The organism is Jutongia hominis (genome assembly GCF_014384965.1).
GTDB classification, from domain to species: Bacteria; Bacillota; Clostridia; order Lachnospirales; family Lachnospiraceae; genus Butyribacter; species Butyribacter hominis.
The window spans coordinates 349,859-370,499 of sequence record NZ_JACRSW010000027.1; the positions used below are offsets into that span (position 1 = coordinate 349,859).

Below are 20,641 nucleotides of genomic sequence, written 5' to 3' on the forward strand. Positions count from 1 at the left end.
CGTGTTTGGAAGAAAAAAAGAGGCAAAGAAAAATGAAACGGAAGGTCATTTCATGCAGTCGGGTGCAATCGCCAATAGTGGAATGACAAGTCATTCCATGCAGTCAGGTTCTGGGGCAAATGCACGAATGACAGGTAGACCGGCCGGAATGCATTCACCGGAAGTACAGGCTTCGCATCATGTGGTTCGTACCGTACCGGAGTTGATCACTTTGTCATATACAGACACAGGAAATAGAAAATACCAGCAGGATGCGGTCTATGTATCACCCGGCAAAAAGCTGTCAGCAAATAAAAAGACTAGGGTGTTGGCAGTTGTATGTGATGGTATGGGTGGTATGGCAGATGGCGGAAAAGCAAGCCGTACCGGAATAGAGATGTTAAAAAAGGGATTTCAAAAGATTGAAAAAGAACCAAATGTCAACATCCCTCTATTTTTCCGCCAGGGAATCAAAGCGATCGACCGTACGATCCATGACTTTCCAAAAGAAGGGGGAAAGGGTTCCGGCACGACGATGGTTGCCGTGATCGCAGAGGATAATAAGCTTTACTGGGCATCGGTGGGTGACAGCCGTATCTACATTCTTAGAAGCAATGAGATGATTCAGGTTACAAGAGATCACAACTATATGCTTCGTTTACAGGAAATGGTAAACAGCGGTCAGATGAGTTTACAGGAAGCACAGGCAAAGAAACAGAAAGAAGCTTTGATCAGCTTTTTGGGAATTGGAAATGTCAGTCTGATGGATGTCAATGATACACCGTTTGAGATGCAATACGGAGATGTTGTGATGCTTTGCAGCGATGGGATCACTAAGACATTACCGGATGGACAGATCAAGGAGATCATTAACAATCCTAACGTATCTATGCAAAAGAAAGCAGAGAATTTAGTAATGGCAGCAGTGCGTCAGAATACGCATTCGCAGGATAATACGTCCGTTGCTATTTTACAATATAAAGAAACTACAATTACAAGAGAAAGATAGAAGAAAGCTTATAAAGTTTTTCGTTCTGTCTATTCGGAAAAGGAGAATTACTATGAACTTATGCAGATGTGAAAATGGACACTTTTATGACAAAGAAAAGTACGCTACATGCCCTCATTGCGCAGCAGGCGTGCAAACAGCAGAAGATGTGACACAGGCTTTTGTAACAGAAGAATTAGATGGTGTCGGAGCAACGGAACCATTAGATCCATCCGATTTTAACACAGGAGGATTTAATAATAATGATACAGGAATGGGAAACATCCAGCCACAGAATGTCAATGTGACACAGAACGGCAGCCAGCAGTTTATGCGGGATGCATCGGAAACTGTTGCAACAGGAAATAATGCTTTTAGTGGCGGCGTTGCAACAGGTGTTGAGATCCAGACAGCGCCGGTTATGAATAATGTGGCAGCAGATGATGAGGATGATGATCATACAATTGGTATTTATGACTATCAGGAATTATTTACACCGGAAACTTCATCTGCTACAGCAAAAACCACAGCAGCTTCTAATGTACAAATGCCGTCAACACCACAGCCGGTAACAACTCCTTGCACCGGCTGGCTTATCGCAATCAACGGTAACCATTTAGGACAGGATTTCCATCTGAAAGTCGGCAAGAACTTTATTGGACGAGACAGTAAGATGGATGTTGCATTAGTTGGAGATAAGAGCGTATCAAGAAACAAACACGCAATCGTTGTCTATGAGCCAAAGCAGCATTTATATCTGGTACAGCCGGGTGAATCAAGCGAATTAGTTTATCTGAATGATGAAGTCGTATTAAGTCCGATGAAATTAAAAGCATATGACAAGATTACGATCGGTGAAGTCAATCTGATCTTTATGCCGCTTTGCGGAGAGCAGTTCAACTGGACAGACATTTTGAAACACAGATCATAGCGAGAGGTGAGAAATATGAATCGAGCTGCAAAGACAATTCGTGTACTTGGTGGTTTGTGCATGATCGTAAGTCTCTTTTTCGTGATCGCACCTTTGACTATCATACGACAGGAAAACTATAGTGACCAGAATTATACGGCATGGAAATACATCACACAGTACGCCGGTGACAGTAAGAAACAACTGATCATTCTTGGCATTTGTATTCTGCTTCCGATGTTGCTTGCTTTGGTAGGCGGTGTGATCGGTATTGTCGGCGGAATCCGTCAGAATCTCAGTGGGATCTTAGCGATTCTTGTATGTGCATGTTATATCCTGCTTGCCGTCAAAGGCAGTATCTTATGGCCAAAAGCCAAAAATGATGCACAGGAATTCTTAAACGGATGGGCTTTATATGCTTATCTGGCATCATCAGGAATCGCAGCGGCATTAGGAGTAGCAGGGTTCTTTGTAAAACCTCGTTTGCAAAAGAAAAAAGATCTTGTGATACCGGATGTGGAAGAGATTCGTAAGGAACAGATTGAATCAAAGTATACCTTCTTAGATGAAGCAGATCCGTCTAACCAGCCGGTGTCAGATCAGCCAGTCATGCCGCAGAACATACCGGGAGACAATGGCATGATGCCGGATGCAAATATTCCGGCTCAGCCAATCATGCCACAGAATATACCGGGAGACAATGGCATGATGCCAGATGCAAATATTCCGGCTCAGCCAATCGCACCACAAAACATACCGGGAACTGTTGCAGAGCCACAGGATATGGTAACAGAAGCTCTGATCGAGGAGGAAGAACCGGTCGCAGCACCATACCAGCCGGGTGTACCAAGAGGTGTGTTAGTCGGTATACGCGGAATGTATGCCGGTGCCGAGATCCCGTTTCGGGCAGAAGAATCAATCCGGTTAGGACGCGATGCAAGTAATGATCTGGTCTTTACCGATGCACCGAGAGTCAGCAGACATCATTGTATGATCACATGGCATGAAAGCAAACAGCAGTATGGTTTTTTGGATCGTTCCAGCAATGGAAGCTTTATTCACGGACAGGCGGACTGCCTTCCACAGAATATCGAGATCATGTTACAGCCCGGTACAGTGATCGATATCGGAGATGAAGATAACGAATTTAGATTGGAGTAAACTATGGCAAGTGAATTATGTATGAATTGCTTTAGTGTCAAAGGCAAATATGAAGTATGCCCCTTCTGCGGATATGCAGAGGGGACACCTCCAAGCCAGCCGCACTATTTAGTTCCGGGAACTATTCTTGGAAATCATTTTATCGTAGGTACCGTGATCGGTATGGGTGGTTTTGGTATCACCTACAAATGTTATGATACGACATTAGGCGTGATCGTAGCAGTCAAGGAATTTTATCCGGCAGGACTTGTAAACCGTGCACCGGGAGAAAGAAGAGTCGGCTTACTGTCAGGAGAGAAAAAGACACAATATCAGGAACAATTAAAACGTTTCATGGTAGAAGCACAAAGTATTGCCCAGTTTGGCAAGGCAAAAGACATTGTAAATGTCTATGATTATTTTGAAGAAAACAATACTGCTTATATCATCATGGAATACATTGATGGTGTGCTTTTAAAAGATTACTTAGAAAAGCAGGGCAGAATTCATGATATGGATACGGTATTAAGTATTATCACACCGGTTATAGAAGCAGTGAAAAAGATTCATGCGAAAGGAATCATTCACAGGGATATCAGCCCGGACAATATCTTTATCGCAGGAGATGAATCCGTTAAGGTCTTTGACTTTGGTGCGGCACAATTAAACAGTACCAAAGAAGGTATGGCAGGCGAAAAGGTGATCAAAGTCGGTTATTCCGCACCGGAGCAATACCGTGACCGGAGTAAACAAGGGTATTATACCGATATTTATTCAATCGGTGCGATCCTGTATCAGATGGTTACCGGAATCAAACCGGTAGAATCGACAGAGCGTGAATATAAAGATGAATTAAAATCCCCATTGGAATTAGGAATCAAGATAGATAGTAACTTTGACCGTGCGATCATGGAAGCATTGGCGGTCAAACCGGAGCTCCGCTTCCAGAATATCCAGCAGTTATCGGATGCGATCGAAGGAAAAAGGATTGCAGAATATCCGAAAGTCAAGTTAAAAAAGAGAAAGAGAAAAAGAAACTGGATGATCGGACTTTCGGTTTCCCTGACATTAGCAATCCTCGTTGTGATCGGGCTTTTCCAGACGGTCTGGAAGAAGACAAATCCATTGATCGATTCATCGATCAAGTCAGAGGAAGTCGTAGTATGGGTTGACAATGCAGATGTAAAAGAGGAGATCAACAGCGATATTGCAGAAGTATTTTCCGAACCGGTCAGCGGCGAATCAGAAGAGCTGACAAAGATCAAAAAGGAAAATGCAAAAGTCAGAGATAAGATCAAAGTCGTAGATGTCACAACAGAGACATCTTATGGAACGATGGATGCAGCATTACAGGCAACGAAAGGAACGAAAGAATTCCCGGATATGTTCTTATCGGATCGGGTTGCTGATCCAGAGCAGTATTCGCTTACTTCCTTAAAAGATATCTATGATACGATCGATACTTCGCAATATCTGTATATGTCACAGTATCCGACGTATTTTAAAAACTATAAAGAAATGCCGACAGCTTTGGATGTCTTACAGCTTTATGTTTATGACACATCTGCCATGGATGAGCAGATAAAAAAGAAAGCAGGAATGAGCAGCAGTTCTTTTGCTGACCGCAAAAAAGATACGATAGAGATCAAAGATGTGATCGAAGCAAATAATGAGCAGGAGATTACATATTCAGATGCCTACTTTAGTACGATTGCAACATTCTTAACCAATCGGGAAGGCTTTGATTATAAGAAAGGCACATTAAATTTTGATGGTGCATTTGCGGGAAAGATGACACAGTTTAGCACAATGAACCAAAAAGCAAACGGCAAGCCATGGATCTTTGACGGCAAACCATCCGGATTATATGGCAGCAGTGCTCTTGCCGGTGCCGGGTACCGTTCTAAACTAAATGGAAGCAATGATGCATTAAAGCAGTTAGCGTATGTCACATATGCAGCCACTGTAGATGATAAAATGCTGATCTCATATGCAGATAAATATGCGATTTCGGCAAAGTCCGATAAGAACAGTCAGCTGATCTGTAAGAGACTGCTCTGGTGTCTGCTTGACCAGTCGGATGTAAAGGTCAGTGCAAATGATGCATATCCGATCCGTAAGCAGAAATTTGAGACATTCTTCCAGACAGGAAACAATGCAAGACAGACTAAGATCAAGAAACTGATCGACCGTTCACAGGCTTGCATTCTGCTTGGAAAAGGAACCGGTAATATCAGCAATTATGCGAACAGACTTACAAATTTTGATCGTGCTGCCGGATATACCGAAAAAGAGATCAACGATATCTGTGCAACATATCTTGGAGAACAAAAATAAGCTACAAATGACGGAGAAAGATTATGGCAAAAATAGAACAGCTGGAACCGACAACGTATCTGGGCAATATCAACAGTACCGATACCAGACAGGCAAACCGATTGATCATACTGGCAAACGGAGAAATGTATGAATACGATCTGAGTCTTTTTGACAAAGACCGGTTGTATTTTGGTTGTGATGAAGCAAACTGCGACATTACAATTCCGGCAGGCAATGTTGTATCCCCTGTGCATGGCAAGATCAAGATGACTGGAAGTGATATGTATATTGCTGATATGGGAAGCACAACCGGTACATGGATTTTAGAAAACAACACCTATATCCGAATGGATGCAAAACGTTATTATCATAAGAATGCAGCCGACATGATCCTGCGTATCGAATCACCGGATCATAATACAGGAGCATCGGTTGCGATGATCTTTACAAATTCGGAAAACAAAAGTGCCTGGAAGTGCGTACCGTTACAGGAAGGGATCACAACGATCGGACGAGATCCAAGGAATACGATCGCACTTGACAGCAGCAGTTTTTCAAGAAAACATGCAGCGATCAAGAAAGAGTATGGTCAATATATGATCGCTGATTATAGCAGTACGAACGGTGTCTATGTCAATGGTGAGCGTGTCATGGGAAGCTGTCAGGTCGGTGAAAAAGATCTGATCCAGATTGCCAATTCTTTATTCTTTATCCTGAATGGCCAGCTTTTGTACCAGAATGCGATGAACGGTATCTCGCTTTCGATGCAAAATGTAGATAAGATTGTAGGTTCTAACAAGAACCGAAAGAAGATCTTAGACCGTGTCTTTTGTGATATCGGAAGCAATGAGTTCGTAGCAATCATCGGTGGTTCCGGTGCCGGAAAGACAACGGTTATGAATGCCATGAGTGGTTTTGACAGCGAGATTACCGGCAAGATCTTTTGTAACGGAATAGATTTGCAAAAGAACTTTAACACGATGAAAAACATGATCGGTTTCGTGCCACAGCAGGATATCATTTATGAAAATCTGACATTAAAAAAGATGCTTTACTATACAGCTAAAATGAAGATGCCGCCTGATACGAGTAAGTCAGAGATGCTTCTTCGTATCACAAAGGTATTGCAAATGGTTGACTTAGAAGAACATGCACAAACTTATATCCGAAAGTTAAGCGGAGGTCAAAAGAAGCGAGCCAGTATCGCAGTCGAGATGCTTGCAGATCCCGGACTTTTCTTCTTAGACGAACCGACATCGGGACTAGATCCCGATACCGAACAAAGTCTGATGCATACCTTAGCAAAACTTTCTAAGACCGAAGGTAAGACGATCATCATGGTAACCCACACGACACAGAGCATTCATCTGTGTGACAAAGTCATTTTCATGGGACCGGGTGGAAAGATCTGTTATTGTGGTGCCCCATCGGAGATCACTTCCTACTTCGGGAAAAAGGATCTCGTAGAAGTATATGACGAGCTTGCCGGCAATGTGGATAGCTGGAACCGTCTGTATTTGCAAAATTATATCGAAGAATACAGACAGAAAGCGCAGACACCGCAGGAAAGACCGACACCAAAGAAAGCAGCAAAGCAGGTATCTGCGATCAAGCAGTTAGGAGTGCTTACCGCCAGATATTTTGAACTGATCTGGAACGATAAGCAAAGGCTGACGCTTTTACTGATGCAGCCGCTTTTGATCGCACTTTTGCTAAAAGTCGTTGCAAAGTCCGAGACTTTTAAAGTCTTTGGTGCGACACAGTCGATCATGTTTGCGTTATCGTGCTCCGGTATCTGGATCGGACTTTTCAATACGATTCAGGAGATCTGTAAGGAACGACCGATCTTAAAACGTGAATACATGGGAAATTTAAGGCTTTGGACATATATCATTTCCAAATATATCGTACAAGGGGTGATCTGTCTGACGCAGGCGACGATCCTGACAACGGTTTTCCTGTGTCTGATGAAACATGCACCAAAGAAAGCCCTCTTTATGCCGACACCGCAGTTAGAGATCTGGGTAACGATGTTTCTGACGATCTATGCTTCGGCAGCCATGGGACTGATCGTATCGGCAGTTGTCAGAAATGGCGACCGGGCAATGGCGATCGCACCGTTTGTCCTGATCATACAGTTACTCTTCTCCGGTGTTCTCTTCGAATTGAAAGGAATGTCAAAGAAGATTTCATTAGTAACCGTAAGCCGCTGGGCAATGGAGGGTCTTGGCAATATAACGAATTTAAATGCACTCGACAGCGGAATACCGAACCAGCCGGTGCAGCACAATGATTTCTACAACAGAGGCTTGGGGCATCTGGCACACACCTGGGAAATCCTCGGTGTCGTGGCTGTGATCTGCGGAATCATCAGCGTGATCATGCTCCACAATCTGAAGAAAGATAGAAGATAGCAATCATAAAGAACGATAAAGCATAAAGTAACGAAGGGTTACGGAAAGGAAGAAAACTATGAAGATAAGACAGAAAAGAGTGCTGGCATATGTGCTGGCGGTGGTGATGGTGCTGAATTTGTGTGCCGTGCCGGCACGAGCAGAGGGAGAAAGTGGAAATTCAGATGCTAATGCACACAACTGGACGTATGCAAGATCAGATAATAATACTATTACTGCCAGTTGTTCTGATTCTGGATGTGTAGAATCTGTAACGATTCAATTAGGCAATACGGATGAGATTTATGATGGAAAAGAGCATCCTGCGATAATTGTTGCAACAACGGTAAGTGGAAAGAATAGCACGTCAATAACAGCAACTAAAGACAGTTCTGTTAAGACACAATTGGAAGATATGGGGATTAAACTTGCAATACAATATCAGAAGAAAGTTACAAATGATACATATGTTAATTTGGGTGAGGGGAAAAGTCCTACAGATGCAGGAACTTATAAAGTAATTGCAAGTGTTGAAACGAGTAGTAGTGGATCTGAAAATACTGCAAGTGTTCAAAATGATGGTACTCCAATTTCGATAGAAAAGGAATTTACAATTGAAAAAGCATCTATAACACCTGCATTTCAATTTGGCTGGACTAGTGAATGGACACAAGGAGATACAAATATAAAATTACCGGAATTGGCAGAATGCAGCAATCCGGGAAATGGTACGGTGACGTATAGTGTGAAAAAGAAGTCAGAGCCAGATACAGAATATAAAGAATTGACAGAAACAGATTTGCAGAATTTAGATCCGGGCGAATATACGATCAAAGCAATTGTAGCAGCATCAATGAATCATAGTGCAGGAGAAACAGCTACAACATTAAACTTTACAGTAACAGCTAAGAAAGCGATAAAAGTTACAGTAGCTATGGATGGCTGGATTTTTGAAAGTGAAGCAAATTCTCCAAGTACAATCATTAAAGCTGGAAACGATGATATAACAACGAAATATGCATCAGGAGATTTTGTTTATTCATATTACACAGATGCAAATTGCACAAAAGAAACGACAACAGCTAATGGTGCAGCGAAAGACGGAGAAGTACCCAAGAATGCAGGAACGTATTATGTAAAAGTAGTAGTTCCAGTGAAAGATACATATGCATCAGGAGAAGATACTGCTAAATTTACAATTGCGAAGGCAACCATAAAACCTACTATCAAAACAGATTGGTCAACAAGCTGGACGCAAGGAGATGAAAATATAGAATTTCCGGAAATAGAGAAAAATCCAGAAAATGGTGAAGTGACTTATTATGCAAAAAAGCGAGAAGAAGATGATACAAAGTATAATAAACTGACAGATGTATCTAAATTGAGAAACTTAGATGCAGGAGACTATACATTAAAAGCAAAAGTAGCAGAGACAGATAATTATAAAGATGGTGAGGATACGTGTGACTTTACGGTAACAGCTAAGAAAGCGATAAAAGTTACAGTAGCTATGGATGGCTGGATTTTTGAAAGTGAAGCAAATTCTCCAAGTACAATCATTAAAGCTGGAAACGATGATATAACAACGAAATATGTATCAGGAGATTTTGTTTATTCATATTACACAGATGCAGATTGCACAAAAGAAACAACAAAAGCTAATGGTGCAGCGAAAGACGGAGAAGCACCAAAGAATGCAGGAACCTATTATGTAAAAGTAGTAGTTCCAGTGAAAGATACATATGCATCAGGAGAAGATACTGCCGAATTTACAATTGCGAAGGCAACCATAAAACCTACTATCAAAACAGATTGGTCAACAAGCTGGACGCAAGGAGATGAAAATATAGAATTTCCGGAAATAGAGAAAAATCCAGAAAATGGTGAAGTAACTTATTATGCGAAAAAGAACGAAGAAGGTGCAGACTACGTAAAATTGACAGATGTCTCTGAATTGAGAAACTTAGAGGTAGGAGACTATACATTAAAAGCAAAAGTAGCAGAGACAGATAATTATCAAGATGGTGAGGATACGTGTTACTTTACAGTAACAGCAAAGAAGGATAATCCATCCCCATCTAATAACCCATTAGATCCATCACCCTCACCGACAAAAAATCCGTTGCTACCATCTACACCTGCACCAACACAGCAGACGGAAACACCAACCCCAACAGCGACTCCGATTCCAGAGATTACAATCAATGGAAAAAAAGTTAAGAACAATCAGACATTTGCTGTATCCATAAGAAATAAAATAACAGTTAGTGCCAATGCCAAGATCAAATTGATTCCTCAAGGCAAAACGAGTCAAAAGAAATGCTTGAAGGTTAGTGTTAAGAATAAGCAGGGAACGATTAAGGTAAATGATTATAGTGCGAAAAAGATCAAGGTTGTTATAAAAAAAGGAAATAAAAAAATAGCGATTTGGATCAAAACAGAGATTCCAACACCGAAATTTACGGTTAAAGTGAATGGTGCAAAAAACAAATTTACTTTAACAATTAAAAATAAGGCAATAGCTAAGAAAATAGGCTGTTATACCGTAGAAGCAAAAAATAAAAATACAAAGAATAAGTATGTATATATTGATACAAACAAATTTAAGCTGATTGGTGCAGGTGGAAGAAAATATCCAAAAGGGAAGTATGGATTCAGAATCACTTTTTGGAGTACGAGAAAACCTGTTAAAAATGGCAAGCTTCTTAATAAATATAAGCATCAAAGCAGCGAATTTTATTTAACAGTCAAATGAAAGTGAGGAAAGACGAATATGAAATTATGCATGGGATGTATGGAACAGATGGATGATGCACTGACAAAGTGTCCTCACTGTGGATATGATGAGACAACTTTGACACAGGAGTCCTATTATCTGGTACCCGGAAGTATTGTTGGCGGCAAATATATTGTAGGACGTGTTTTACAATATAGCGGCTACATTATCAAATATCTTGGACTGAATGCCGAGACGAATCAGAAAGTAACAGTCAGCGAATATCTGCCCAGTGAATTTTCGACACGTTCCGAGGGAGAACTCGAAGTAACGATTTATTCGGGAGATGCGGAAGAGCAGTTTAATCAGGGCTTAATGACATTTTTAAATGAAGCAAACCGTATCCAGCAGTTAGGCAAAGTGGATGGTATCACACAGGTATATGACTGTGTCGCAGAGAATGATACCGGATATGTGATCGCAGAATATTTAGAAGGACAGACATTAGCACAAGTCTTAAATGCAGGAAAAAAATACACCGTAGAGGAAGCGAAAGCTCTCTTACTCCGGCTCTTACAGGGACTTGCAAAAGTACATCCGATGGATATCATCCATTGTGATATCGCACCGGAGACGATCTACCTTTGTAATAACGGAGAGGTTAAACTGCTTGACTTTGGTGCGACACGCTATGTCACAACAGCAAACTCAAAGAGTCTTGCCATTATCTTAAAGCAGGGCTATGCACCGGAAGAGCAATACAGAAGTCGTGGTGTCAGAGGTCCATGGACGGATGTTTATGCACTGGGTGCAGTCATGTATCGTATGATCACAGGCAAAGTGCCTGCAGAATCTGTCGATCGTGCCTTGGTGGATGAATTAGAAGCTCCATCCAAGTTGGGTGTGAAGATTTCGGAAAGTGATGAGAATGCATTGATGAATGCATTAAACATTTATCAGAAGGATCGAACACCTTCTGCGGAAGTCTTTATGAAAGAACTGACTTCCGGTAACACAAAGCGGATCAAAGTAAAGAAAAAGAAGAATGATACTGGAAAGATTCCTATCTGGGTCAAAGGTCTGGTCGCTGTATTTACCTGTGTCGTGATTGCAGGTGGTGTCTTTGTCTTCATGAATCGTAAAAGAGGAGATGTGACATCTGAGAATACTAAGGTAGCAACCTTTCAGGAGCCGGATGATAAGACTACGATCCAGTCTTTCTTAAAGACATGGAAAAAGAATGGTCTGAAAGAAGATACATTGGACGTGACATATTATTATACAGCAGATGCGAAGAAAGATCTCATTACATCTTTCTTAGATCATACAGAGAATAACAAGCTTGCCGGTGGTACGAAATGGAATACGATCACAAGTGCCATGAAGAAGGATGGCTATAGTGCGAAAAAGCCGGCAGCAGAGCTTGAAGTAGAAAGTAAAGAGCAATGTACGTTCTTATCGAATTGGTGGTCTTTCTGTCCGTCAAGTGATGAGATCCCATATACATTAGATGATAAAGAGCAGAATAATTCACAGCCTTACGGAACAGTAAAGTCTGTATCGTATCAGAATAAGACATATGAACCAAAAGATAGTGAAAGTCTTCCAAATCCATTAAAAGTGGCAAATAAATCGTCTCTAACAATCAAAATTTATACAGGTCCTTTCTTCTATGTAGATAAAGTGAAACGTAACGATTTTCTTGGCAAGGATTATACAGCAGTTCCGATGAAGTATGGTACGGATCCTGCGAAAGTCAAGGCACAGAAAGGAACTGCGCAGGAAAGAAGCAAGCTGATCAAAGAACATTATTATAGTTTTGAGACAAATGCGAACACGATTGTCAGCCTTAGTGACAGCTTAAAGGAGGGACAGATCTATGATGCCCGTAAGACACCGGGAGCAATCTTTTCTATCGTAGGTAAGCGTCTGGCACTTGGCAGTACGACAGTCGGAGACTTAAAAGCACTTGGTGTCAATGTCAAGGATGGCAAGGGTAATGTACCGGCAAAGAAAGAGATCATCGAGACAGTCCGAAAGATTGAGAGTAAGAGTGGTCAGATCAATGGATGCTTTAAGAAGGGCGATACGGTAATCGTTAATATCAAACTCCCAACGCCGAAACCAACGCAGGCACCGGTACAGCAGGCAACACAAGCACCACCGGTGAAAACACAGGCACCAACTAATCCATCGAGAAATAAACCACTAAAGAAAAAGAGTAGCCAAAATTCTTCTAAAAATACAAATAGTTTAATGGATAATTAGAAATAGAAATGAGGAATACATATGAAACTATGTTACAGCTGTATGCAGCCCATTGATGACAAAGAGAATACGACATGCCCTCATTGTGGTGAACCGCTTCAGCTTTCCTGTGATACGACAAAGTTTTTAAAGCCGAGGACGGTCTTACAGAACAAATTCGTGGTAGGGAAGGTCTTGGGAGCAGGTGGCTTTGGCATCACCTATATTGGCTGGAATCAGGTATTACAATGTCGTGTCGCGATCAAGGAATATTATCCGCGGATGCTTTCAAAGCGTTCGCAGGATGGTGCGACCGTGACACTGACGGATACAACGAAACAGCAGCGTTTCCGGCTCGGCTTGCACCAGTTCTTAGAAGAAGCGAAGAGCATTGCCAACTTACAGGATGTCAAAGGCGTTATTAAGATCTTTAACTTCTTTGAAGAGAACGGCACCGGTTATATTGTGATGGAATTCTTAGAAGGAATGGATGTCAAGCAGATCTTAAAAGAAACGAACAACAAAGCCGGATATGAGTGGAGTCGTCGTGTGGTCTTAACCGTACTTCATATCCTGCGTGATATTCACAAAAGAGGTGTATTGCATCGGGATATTGCACCGGACAACATCTTTGTGACAAAAGAAGGTGTGATCAAGCTGATCGACTTTGGTGCGGCAAAGTATGTGACACAGATGGCAAATCCGCATTCGGATATTGTCTTGAAAGTCGGTTATGCACCGATCGAGCAGTATTCCAAGAAAGCAAAGCAGGGACCTTATACCGATCTGTACGCAGTGGCCGCGTTATTTTATCGTCTGTTGACAGGGCAGAAACCTCAGGCAGCCAATGAAAGGATTGCAAATGATCAGTTAAAAAGTCTGTCAGAGCTTGGTGTGAAGATTCCACAGCAGGCAGAGTTTGCGATTATGATGTGTCTGAGTATCCAGCCACAGTTTCGTTTACAGAGTGCACAGGAGTTCATGGAAGCATTGGACGGAGCAGACTTTGAGCCGGTATATGAACCGGAGTGGATCCTGCCGGATGATATGAAAGAGAGTGAAAAAGGCATCAAAGCCCTTGGCAAAAAGATCGCATCATTACCGGTTGCTGCGAAAGCCGGAATCGTGGTTGCCGTGATCGCATTGGCGGGTGGTTCGGTTGCTCTTGGCATGAACCTGACACAGCATAAGCAGATCGAGACCGGAGAAAGTAAAAGTGCAAATGGTATGCCTGACTGGGTAAGCTTCGGCACGCAGATTGAAAAAGCCGACCAGAAAGCAAAGAACCTTGGCTTAAAGACAGCATACAACTATGAATATCATCAGGATGAACCGGAAGATAAGATCATTCGCTGCCAGATTGATGGACAGGACAGTAACGAGGGACAGAAGGTTACAAAAGGAACGACCTTAAACTTTACGGTCGCAAGCAGTAGCAAAGTAAGCATTATTGATTATAAAAACAGTGATAAAGCGGCGATCGAACAGGATCTGGCGGTGCGTTTTGGTGATCTGTATAACAAGAACAAAGACAAGATGATCTTTGAACACTATAACAAGGATGTTCCAAAAGATATCTGCTATGACCAGACCGTACAGCCCGGCTCGGTCTTAGCATTATCGAATATGGATCAGTTTAAGCTGTATCTGTCATGGGGCAAAGAATCTGACTATGTGGTAAAGATGCCGGATCTGACAGGTAAGGCGGTTGCACAGGCAAAGAAGGTACTTGCAAAGAAAAATATCAAAGTAAAGTATAAGATCAATCAGCTTTTCGATGATACGGCAAAGATTGGCACGATCGTAGGAGACGGACAGGAACCGAAAAAAGGAACGAAAGTCAATACGAATATGGCAGATAAGCTGAATGTCAATCATGTAGATACCGTCATTCTCTGGGTAAGCAAAGGCCCGGAAGCAACACCGACACCGGAACCAACGGTAGAGCCTACCGTTGCACCGACAAAGAAGCCGGCAAAGACACAGGCACCAACGACGGACAGGTCAGTAAGTAAGAAGAAATCATCAAGTAAAAAGAAAGCAAAGAAGGATTCAGATAGTGTTAGGTTTGAAACGAATGAAAATAATACTAAATCCATATATTAATTGATTCGTTCGATCTTTTTACTTTACACGGATGCAAAAGCAACGCAGACAGTAAACAATGATCAGGTAGACAAAAACAACTACTCACCGATAGAAACGAGGAAGATTATGGGAAAGAAACTGGTAGATCCCAACAAGCTTTGTATGGGATGCATGGAAATCGTGGAGGATATCACAAAACCCTGCCCGAAGTGCGGTTTTGTCTTATCAAGATACCAAAAGCCGGCAAACAGTATGCCACCCTATGAGATCCTGAATGGAAAATATCTGATAGGAAGTGTGATCGGTATTGGCGGGTTTGGAATTACTTATGTCGGCTGGGATTTTTATCAAAGTAAGCGGGTATGTATCAAGGAATATTTTCCAAGAGGCGTGGCAGCCAGAGATACTACACAGGCAATGATGACAACAGCGTCTACGACGACATCTACATCTACACAATACAGCATGGATGTTTTGACAACGAAGACGCAAAAAGCGGTCAATGCCTATCTTGGCGGTCTTCGTTCGTATATCAATGAAGCGAAGAATCTTTCCCGATTCTATGCACTTCCGGGAATCGTATCGATCCGTGATTTCTTTTATGGAAACCGGACAGCCTATATTGTCATGGAATATATAGAAGGGATTAACCTCAGGCAATATGCCAAGTGTTATGAAGGAAAGCGAATTCCGGCAAACATTCTGTTGCCGATGCTAAAAGATGTCATTATTGCATTGAATACTGTACATAAAGAAAATATCATTCATCGTGATATCAGTCCTGACAATATCATGATCAATAAAAAGTTTGAAGTCAAAGTTATTGACTTTGGTGCTGCCAAAGAATTTCATGGCGAAAAGGACAATGCAATCTTACTCAAGCATGGTTATGCACCGATCGAGCAGTATGACCGGAACGGCAATCAGGGACCATGGACGGATGTCTACAGCCTGAGTGCAAGTATTTATTATCTGCTAAGCCATGTCAAATTGCAAAAAGCTTTCGAACGTGTTGCAGATGATCAATTGCAATCTCTTCGGGCATTGGGCATTCCGATATCGGAAAGACAGGACATGGCATTATTAAAAGGAATGAGTGTTCAGATCAAAGACCGTTTTCAAAGCATGGCAGATCTGTATTATGCGTTATATGGTGAATGCATTCCGGGAGAAAAAGTACCGCTAAACTGGCAAGCTGAAATGCAGCAAAGACAGAATGAACAGATGTCGAATGAAAATGTATACATGACAGGTCAGATATCAAATGACAATGTAAACACAACAAATCAGTCATCGAATGAAAGTATATATACGGTAAATCAGATGTCAAATGATAACACAAACATAACAAACCAGGCATCGAACGGAAGTGCATATACAACAAATCAGGCACCCAATGACAATATATACACAACTAATCAGGCAGTAATAGAAAGAATCCAGCCTACGGAGCCGGAATATCAGAATTATCCGGGAAGACAGAAAGCGGATGGTAATGAGCCGGTTTATCAGACTGCATCTGTTTCTGACAGATATATTCCGGATAAGAGCAGGGAAGAAGCAGCAATGGAGTATCTGCGGCAGCAGTTAGATAATCAATAGACAGAATAAACAGACAGAAGAAGGAATCCGATCACGAACCGGAAACGAGGAGATAAGGAGCATGAAGAGTAAAATTTGTAAGGGATGTTTTCAGGAATGGGACGAAGAATGGGAACATTGTCCTGTATGCGGCTTTTCTTTTGAAGAGGAGAGGCAGGAAGGAGAATGGCTTCGTGGTGATATTATCGGAAAACGTTTTATGATCGGCAGTCTTTTCTTTGAAAGGAAGAATCTGCGTATCTGGCGTGCCTACGATGCTGTCTTGGAGATCAAATGCTTTTTGTTTACGGTACGAAAGGCTTATGCCCGTTCGTTACTGTTAGTTGCAGACATTATCCGTCAAAAGCAGGAAACGATCGCTCAAAAGGTTCTTCAATATGCAGATTATGATGAATATAAAATTTTAGAAGTTTCCTATCAGACAGAAGAAGATGCAAAAGAATCGTTAGAATCGATCAAACATATGACACAGCAGGAAGTGAAGATACAGCCTGTGATCCAGACCATGCATTATGAAGAAGCAAAGCAGGTACTTCCGACAGATACTTTTTTAGAAGAACGGTATCGTGTGATCGGCCCTTTAGGGATTGGCGGATTTGGAATCACGTATCTTTGTGAAGATATCAATCTTGGAAGAAATGTTGCGATCAAAGAATATTTTCCTTCGGAATGGGCACAAAGAGAAGATCGCTTTGTAACAGTAAAGTCTTCTGCCATGATCGAACCGTATCGTTTTGGCATGGATTCTTTTCGAAAAGAAGCAAAAATGACAGCGAAGTTTATTCATGAGAAAGGCATTGTGACAGCCTACGATTATTTTGAAGAAAATGATACGGCATATCTGGTGATGGAATATATATCCGGGACAAGTATCGGAAAAAAGATGAAAGCAAAGGGGCAGGCACTTTCGCCGGAAAGAGTATGTGAGATCCTTCTTCCGGTACTAGATAGCCTTGATAAGCTGCATGACAGAAAGATTGTACATAGTGACATTTCACCGGGAAATATTATGGAGACAAAAGAAGGCAGGGAAGTTTTGATCGACCTTGGAGCAGCAAAATACTGGTACGATACCAGACCGAATCTGGCAGCAGCATTTCTAAAGCCCGACTTTGCGGCACCGGAGCAATACCGGACGGCAAAACTTGGCGTGCCAAAAGATGAGGGGGCGTGGACAGATATTTATGCACTTGGAGCAATGATGTATTACATGCTGACAGGGCATAAACCTCCCGATGTGATCACAAGGCTAGAAAGCGACAGTATAAAGCTTCTGCCGTTTCGAAAATATAAGGTTCATATTAAGAAAAAATGGTTTCGCATCGTAGAACAGTGTATGGATGTGGACTTTCATAACAGATACCGGTCTGTAACAGAACTGAAAAAAGCTCTTATCGAAGCGTTATAAAAGAATGCGATAAGAGATGCTATAAAAGATAACAGCTAAAAAGCATGTTTATGAAAGACAAATGAATAACAGCAGTGGAAAGTAACTGCGGAAAAGAGGTTGAGATGGAAGGAAAAAAATTGAACTGGCAGATTGTTACCGGAGCAGGACTGCTCTTACTCCTTGTGATCACACTTTTCTTGCCGAGAATTGATGTGACAGAAGTGAAATATGTAGATACAGCAGTCAAGGTGAATCAACATGCAAAGGAACAGAATAAGAAAAAAGCATTGGAAGCCGGAGCAGAGGATGCGATCAAAGAATTTGATGTCGGCGGTTCGGAACGAAAAGATACATTGGAAGAAGTACGCTCCAGACTGGGAGACAAAAATGTAGGAAGTAAATCAACACTTGCCTTAGCAAAGTGGATGTTGACGGTAAATAAGAATGACAAGATGCTTTTTGATGTGATCCAATATGATGCAGCAAAGAAAGATGATGTTGCAAAAAGCGGAATTAAAAGCAGTCTGCGTTTGAATGGTATCTTGCTGCTTCTGCCGGTTGCAGCAGCTTTGATCGTTATGATCCTCGTGCTTGCACTTCGAAAAATGGTTGCACCGGGTCTGATCGGAGTTGGTGCTTTGACGGTACTATCGAATTTGCTCATTCAGTTTGCACTTCCGGGCATGATGTGGGGAAAGATTTCTAAATATATTGAAAGTGCCGAGTGCATGGAAGGCGGACTTTTCGATATCAGCGGAGTTGGGAAATATGCAATTTCGGAGATGTCAGCAGCTTTTTCTAGCTGGGGAAGTATGTTGTCGCTGGTTCTTGGCATTGTTTTGATCGTAATGGGAGTTCTTTTTCTGACAGCATTTCGACCAAAAGTCGCTAATGATTCCGATGACTGGCAATTTTCACAGGAAAATTTAGACGTATTTGGAGATAACGGCGGAATGAACGGAGGCTTTGCCGGAGATATGAATAATGTCGGAGCGAATGGAGGCTTTGCCGGAGATATGAATAATGTCGGAGCGAACGGAGGCTTTGCCGGAGATATGAATAATAACGGAATGAACGGAGGCTTTGCCGGAGACATGAATAATGTCGGAGCGAACGGAGGCTTTGCCGGAGACATGAATAATGTCGGAGCGAACGGAGGCTTTGCCGGAGACATGAATAATGTCGGAGCGAACGGAGGCTTTACCGGAGACATGAATAATGTCGGAGCGAACATAGGCTTTGCCGGAGACATGAATAATGTCGGAGCGAATGGAGGTTTTACCGGAGACAGTACAAGTCCATATTATTTTGAAACTTCGCAGCCGGAAGGAAGAATTACGGTAGTCAGTGGTGAACATCAGGGAAAGACTTTTACTTTCCGCGCAGGAGAGGAAATGATACTTGGTCGTGATCCGGCACTTAGTTCGATCGTTTTTCAATATCCGAAGGTAAGCAGAAGACATTGTGGTATTCGCTTTGATGCAGCTAGTGGAAATTATCAGGTGACGGACTATTCTTCTAACGGAACCAGATTATCGAACGGAGCAATGGTATCTGCAGGTAGTTATACGACGATCACACCGGGAACTGTGATCTATCTTGGCAACCAGCATGAAGCAATTCAGGTCGGATAAGGAATAAAGAAAAATTAGAGAGAAAAAAAGATAAGACGGTCTGAGAACGAAAAGAGGGAGGAGCGTATGCTGCGAATTGGAATATGTGATGATGAAAAGATCATACAGGATGAATTGAAAGATATGGTCAGTCATATTGTTTTTCAATATGGTGAAGTGGAATTTTCAACATTTTCATCCGGAAAGGATGTGGTCAAGGCAGTAGAAGAGAAAACATTTACCTGTGATCTGCTTTTATTAGACATACATATGCCGGAACGGGATGGCATTGAGACGGCAAAGTATATCCGTATGCATCAGGTTGATGTGGATATTATATTTGTGACTGTTTCAAAAGAGCATGTTTTTGATGGATATACTTATCAGGCATTTTCCTATTTGCTAAAGCCGATACAATATCCTCGATTAGAAGATGAGTTGGGACGTTATATTTATGAGCGTTCTAAGAATTCCCGCTGCTTACATGTCAATATCAATGGACGCAAGGAAAAGCTTCTTCTTGATAAGGTGAAATATTTTGAAGCAGATACCAGAAAAGTGATCGCACATTTGCTGCATGGTGAAGTGACATTTTATGCGAAGCTGTCTGACTTGCAAAAGGTTTTGGAATCGTATGACTTTTTACGATGTCATCAGAGTTATCTGGTAAATACGATGTTTATATCAGGGTATTCACGAACAGAAATCAGTCTGGAAGATATTACAATTCCAATCAGCAGGAAATATACAGAAAGTGTCAGATTACAGCTGGATGCAAGAAAGGATGGGGAATATGGGGAACTTGGAAAATGATATGTCAACAATGCAGGTAACAAAGAGTCTTGCTTTATCAGAAGATAAAACCGGTGGCTTGATCTGTATCAGAGGAAGTCATATCGGGCAGCTGATACCACTTCCGAGTGATGTCAAAGTTGTGTTAGGACGTGATGTGACACAATGCCAGTATGTGATCACGGATACACAGGTAAGCAGAAAACATTGCGAGATCGTATATGTGGGTGCATTGGATAAGTATCGTGTTACCGATTTTTCGAAAAATGGCACATTTTTAGGAGATGGCACACGATTAGAGAAAGGAAAAGAATATTATCTTGCATCGACAGAAGAGCTTTATCTCGGAAATGAGGACAATTTATACAAATTACGGTGAGAAACAGACAAAGCAACCATAGGAACGATTGTAAAGTGTATAAAGAGAATAGCAAAAGACAAGTGCAAAAGTCAAAACTTAAAAG

13 protein-coding genes are annotated in these 20,641 nt (G+C 41.8%); all 13 read left to right on the forward strand.

Features of this window, described 5'->3' with window-relative positions; all coding sequences use genetic code 11:
- Position 1 precedes the first annotated feature (1 nt).
- Positions 2-988 carry a PP2C family protein-serine/threonine phosphatase gene (locus H8700_RS07030; RefSeq protein ID WP_249304627.1) on the forward strand — a complete coding sequence of 329 codons (987 nt, stop codon included), beginning with the start codon at positions 2-4 and terminating at the stop codon, positions 986-988.
- Positions 989-1,040: 52 nt separating this feature from the next.
- On the forward strand, positions 1,041-1,898 hold the full coding sequence (locus H8700_RS07035) for an FHA domain-containing protein (RefSeq protein WP_249304630.1): 858 nt from the start codon (positions 1,041-1,043) through the stop codon (positions 1,896-1,898).
- Between the two features lie 15 nt (positions 1,899-1,913).
- Positions 1,914-3,038: an FHA domain-containing protein gene (locus tag H8700_RS07040; protein ID WP_249304632.1), complete on the forward strand. Its 1,125-nt coding sequence runs from the start codon at positions 1,914-1,916 to the stop codon at positions 3,036-3,038.
- 3 nt (positions 3,039-3,041) lie between these two features.
- Positions 3,042-5,354, forward strand: a complete 2,313-nt coding sequence (locus H8700_RS07045) for a serine/threonine protein kinase (RefSeq protein WP_249304634.1) — start codon at positions 3,042-3,044, stop codon at positions 5,352-5,354.
- 23 nt (positions 5,355-5,377) lie between these two features.
- The gene (locus H8700_RS07050) at positions 5,378-7,750 is read left to right on the forward strand and encodes an FHA domain-containing protein (protein WP_249304637.1); all 2,373 of its coding nucleotides are present in this window, start codon (positions 5,378-5,380) and stop codon (positions 7,748-7,750) included.
- A gap of 58 nt (positions 7,751-7,808) precedes the next feature.
- The gene (locus H8700_RS07055; protein ID WP_249304639.1) at positions 7,809-10,484 is read left to right on the forward strand and encodes a hypothetical protein; all 2,676 of its coding nucleotides are present in this window, start codon (positions 7,809-7,811) and stop codon (positions 10,482-10,484) included.
- 18 nt (positions 10,485-10,502) lie between these two features.
- Positions 10,503-12,713, forward strand: a complete 2,211-nt coding sequence (locus H8700_RS07060; protein WP_249304641.1) for a serine/threonine protein kinase — start codon at positions 10,503-10,505, stop codon at positions 12,711-12,713.
- Positions 12,714-12,734: 21 nt separating this feature from the next.
- Positions 12,735-14,798: a protein kinase domain-containing protein gene (locus tag H8700_RS07065; protein WP_249304645.1), complete on the forward strand. Its 2,064-nt coding sequence runs from the start codon at positions 12,735-12,737 to the stop codon at positions 14,796-14,798.
- 108 nt (positions 14,799-14,906) lie between these two features.
- Positions 14,907-16,382: a serine/threonine protein kinase gene (locus tag H8700_RS07070; RefSeq protein ID WP_249304648.1), complete on the forward strand. Its 1,476-nt coding sequence runs from the start codon at positions 14,907-14,909 to the stop codon at positions 16,380-16,382.
- Between the two features lie 61 nt (positions 16,383-16,443).
- The gene (locus H8700_RS07075) at positions 16,444-17,790 is read left to right on the forward strand and encodes a serine/threonine protein kinase (RefSeq protein ID WP_249304649.1); all 1,347 of its coding nucleotides are present in this window, start codon (positions 16,444-16,446) and stop codon (positions 17,788-17,790) included.
- Between the two features lie 104 nt (positions 17,791-17,894).
- Positions 17,895-19,406, forward strand: a complete 1,512-nt coding sequence (locus H8700_RS07080) for an FHA domain-containing protein (protein WP_249304651.1) — start codon at positions 17,895-17,897, stop codon at positions 19,404-19,406.
- Positions 19,407-19,472: 66 nt separating this feature from the next.
- On the forward strand, positions 19,473-20,198 hold the full coding sequence (locus tag H8700_RS07085; RefSeq protein WP_249304653.1) for a LytR/AlgR family response regulator transcription factor: 726 nt from the start codon (positions 19,473-19,475) through the stop codon (positions 20,196-20,198).
- Positions 20,179-20,556, forward strand: a complete 378-nt coding sequence (locus H8700_RS07090; RefSeq protein WP_249304655.1) for an FHA domain-containing protein — start codon at positions 20,179-20,181, stop codon at positions 20,554-20,556. Before H8700_RS07085 ends, H8700_RS07090 begins: the two co-directional genes overlap by 20 nt.
- The last annotated feature ends 85 nt before the right edge of the window (positions 20,557-20,641 follow it).

Excerpts from the sequence above, each read along its gene's own strand:
- H8700_RS07035 (WP_249304630.1), top strand. The coding sequence starts at position 1,041 with ATGAACTTATGCAGATGTGAAAATGGACACTTTTATGACAAAGAAAAG.
- H8700_RS07040 (WP_249304632.1), top strand. The coding sequence starts at position 1,914 with ATGAATCGAGCTGCAAAGACAATTCGTGTACTTGGTGGTTTGTGCATG.
- H8700_RS07045 (WP_249304634.1), top strand. The coding sequence starts at position 3,042 with ATGGCAAGTGAATTATGTATGAATTGCTTTAGTGTCAAAGGCAAATAT.
- H8700_RS07050 (WP_249304637.1), top strand. The coding sequence starts at position 5,378 with ATGGCAAAAATAGAACAGCTGGAACCGACAACGTATCTGGGCAATATC.
- H8700_RS07055 (WP_249304639.1), top strand. The coding sequence starts at position 7,809 with ATGAAGATAAGACAGAAAAGAGTGCTGGCATATGTGCTGGCGGTGGTG.
- H8700_RS07060 (WP_249304641.1), top strand. The coding sequence starts at position 10,503 with ATGAAATTATGCATGGGATGTATGGAACAGATGGATGATGCACTGACA.
- H8700_RS07065 (WP_249304645.1), top strand. The coding sequence starts at position 12,735 with ATGAAACTATGTTACAGCTGTATGCAGCCCATTGATGACAAAGAGAAT.
- H8700_RS07070 (WP_249304648.1), top strand. The coding sequence starts at position 14,907 with ATGGGAAAGAAACTGGTAGATCCCAACAAGCTTTGTATGGGATGCATG.
- H8700_RS07075 (WP_249304649.1), top strand. The coding sequence starts at position 16,444 with ATGAAGAGTAAAATTTGTAAGGGATGTTTTCAGGAATGGGACGAAGAA.
- H8700_RS07080 (WP_249304651.1), top strand. The coding sequence starts at position 17,895 with ATGGAAGGAAAAAAATTGAACTGGCAGATTGTTACCGGAGCAGGACTG.
- H8700_RS07085 (WP_249304653.1), top strand. The coding sequence starts at position 19,473 with ATGCTGCGAATTGGAATATGTGATGATGAAAAGATCATACAGGATGAA.
- H8700_RS07090 (WP_249304655.1), top strand. The coding sequence starts at position 20,179 with ATGGGGAACTTGGAAAATGATATGTCAACAATGCAGGTAACAAAGAGT.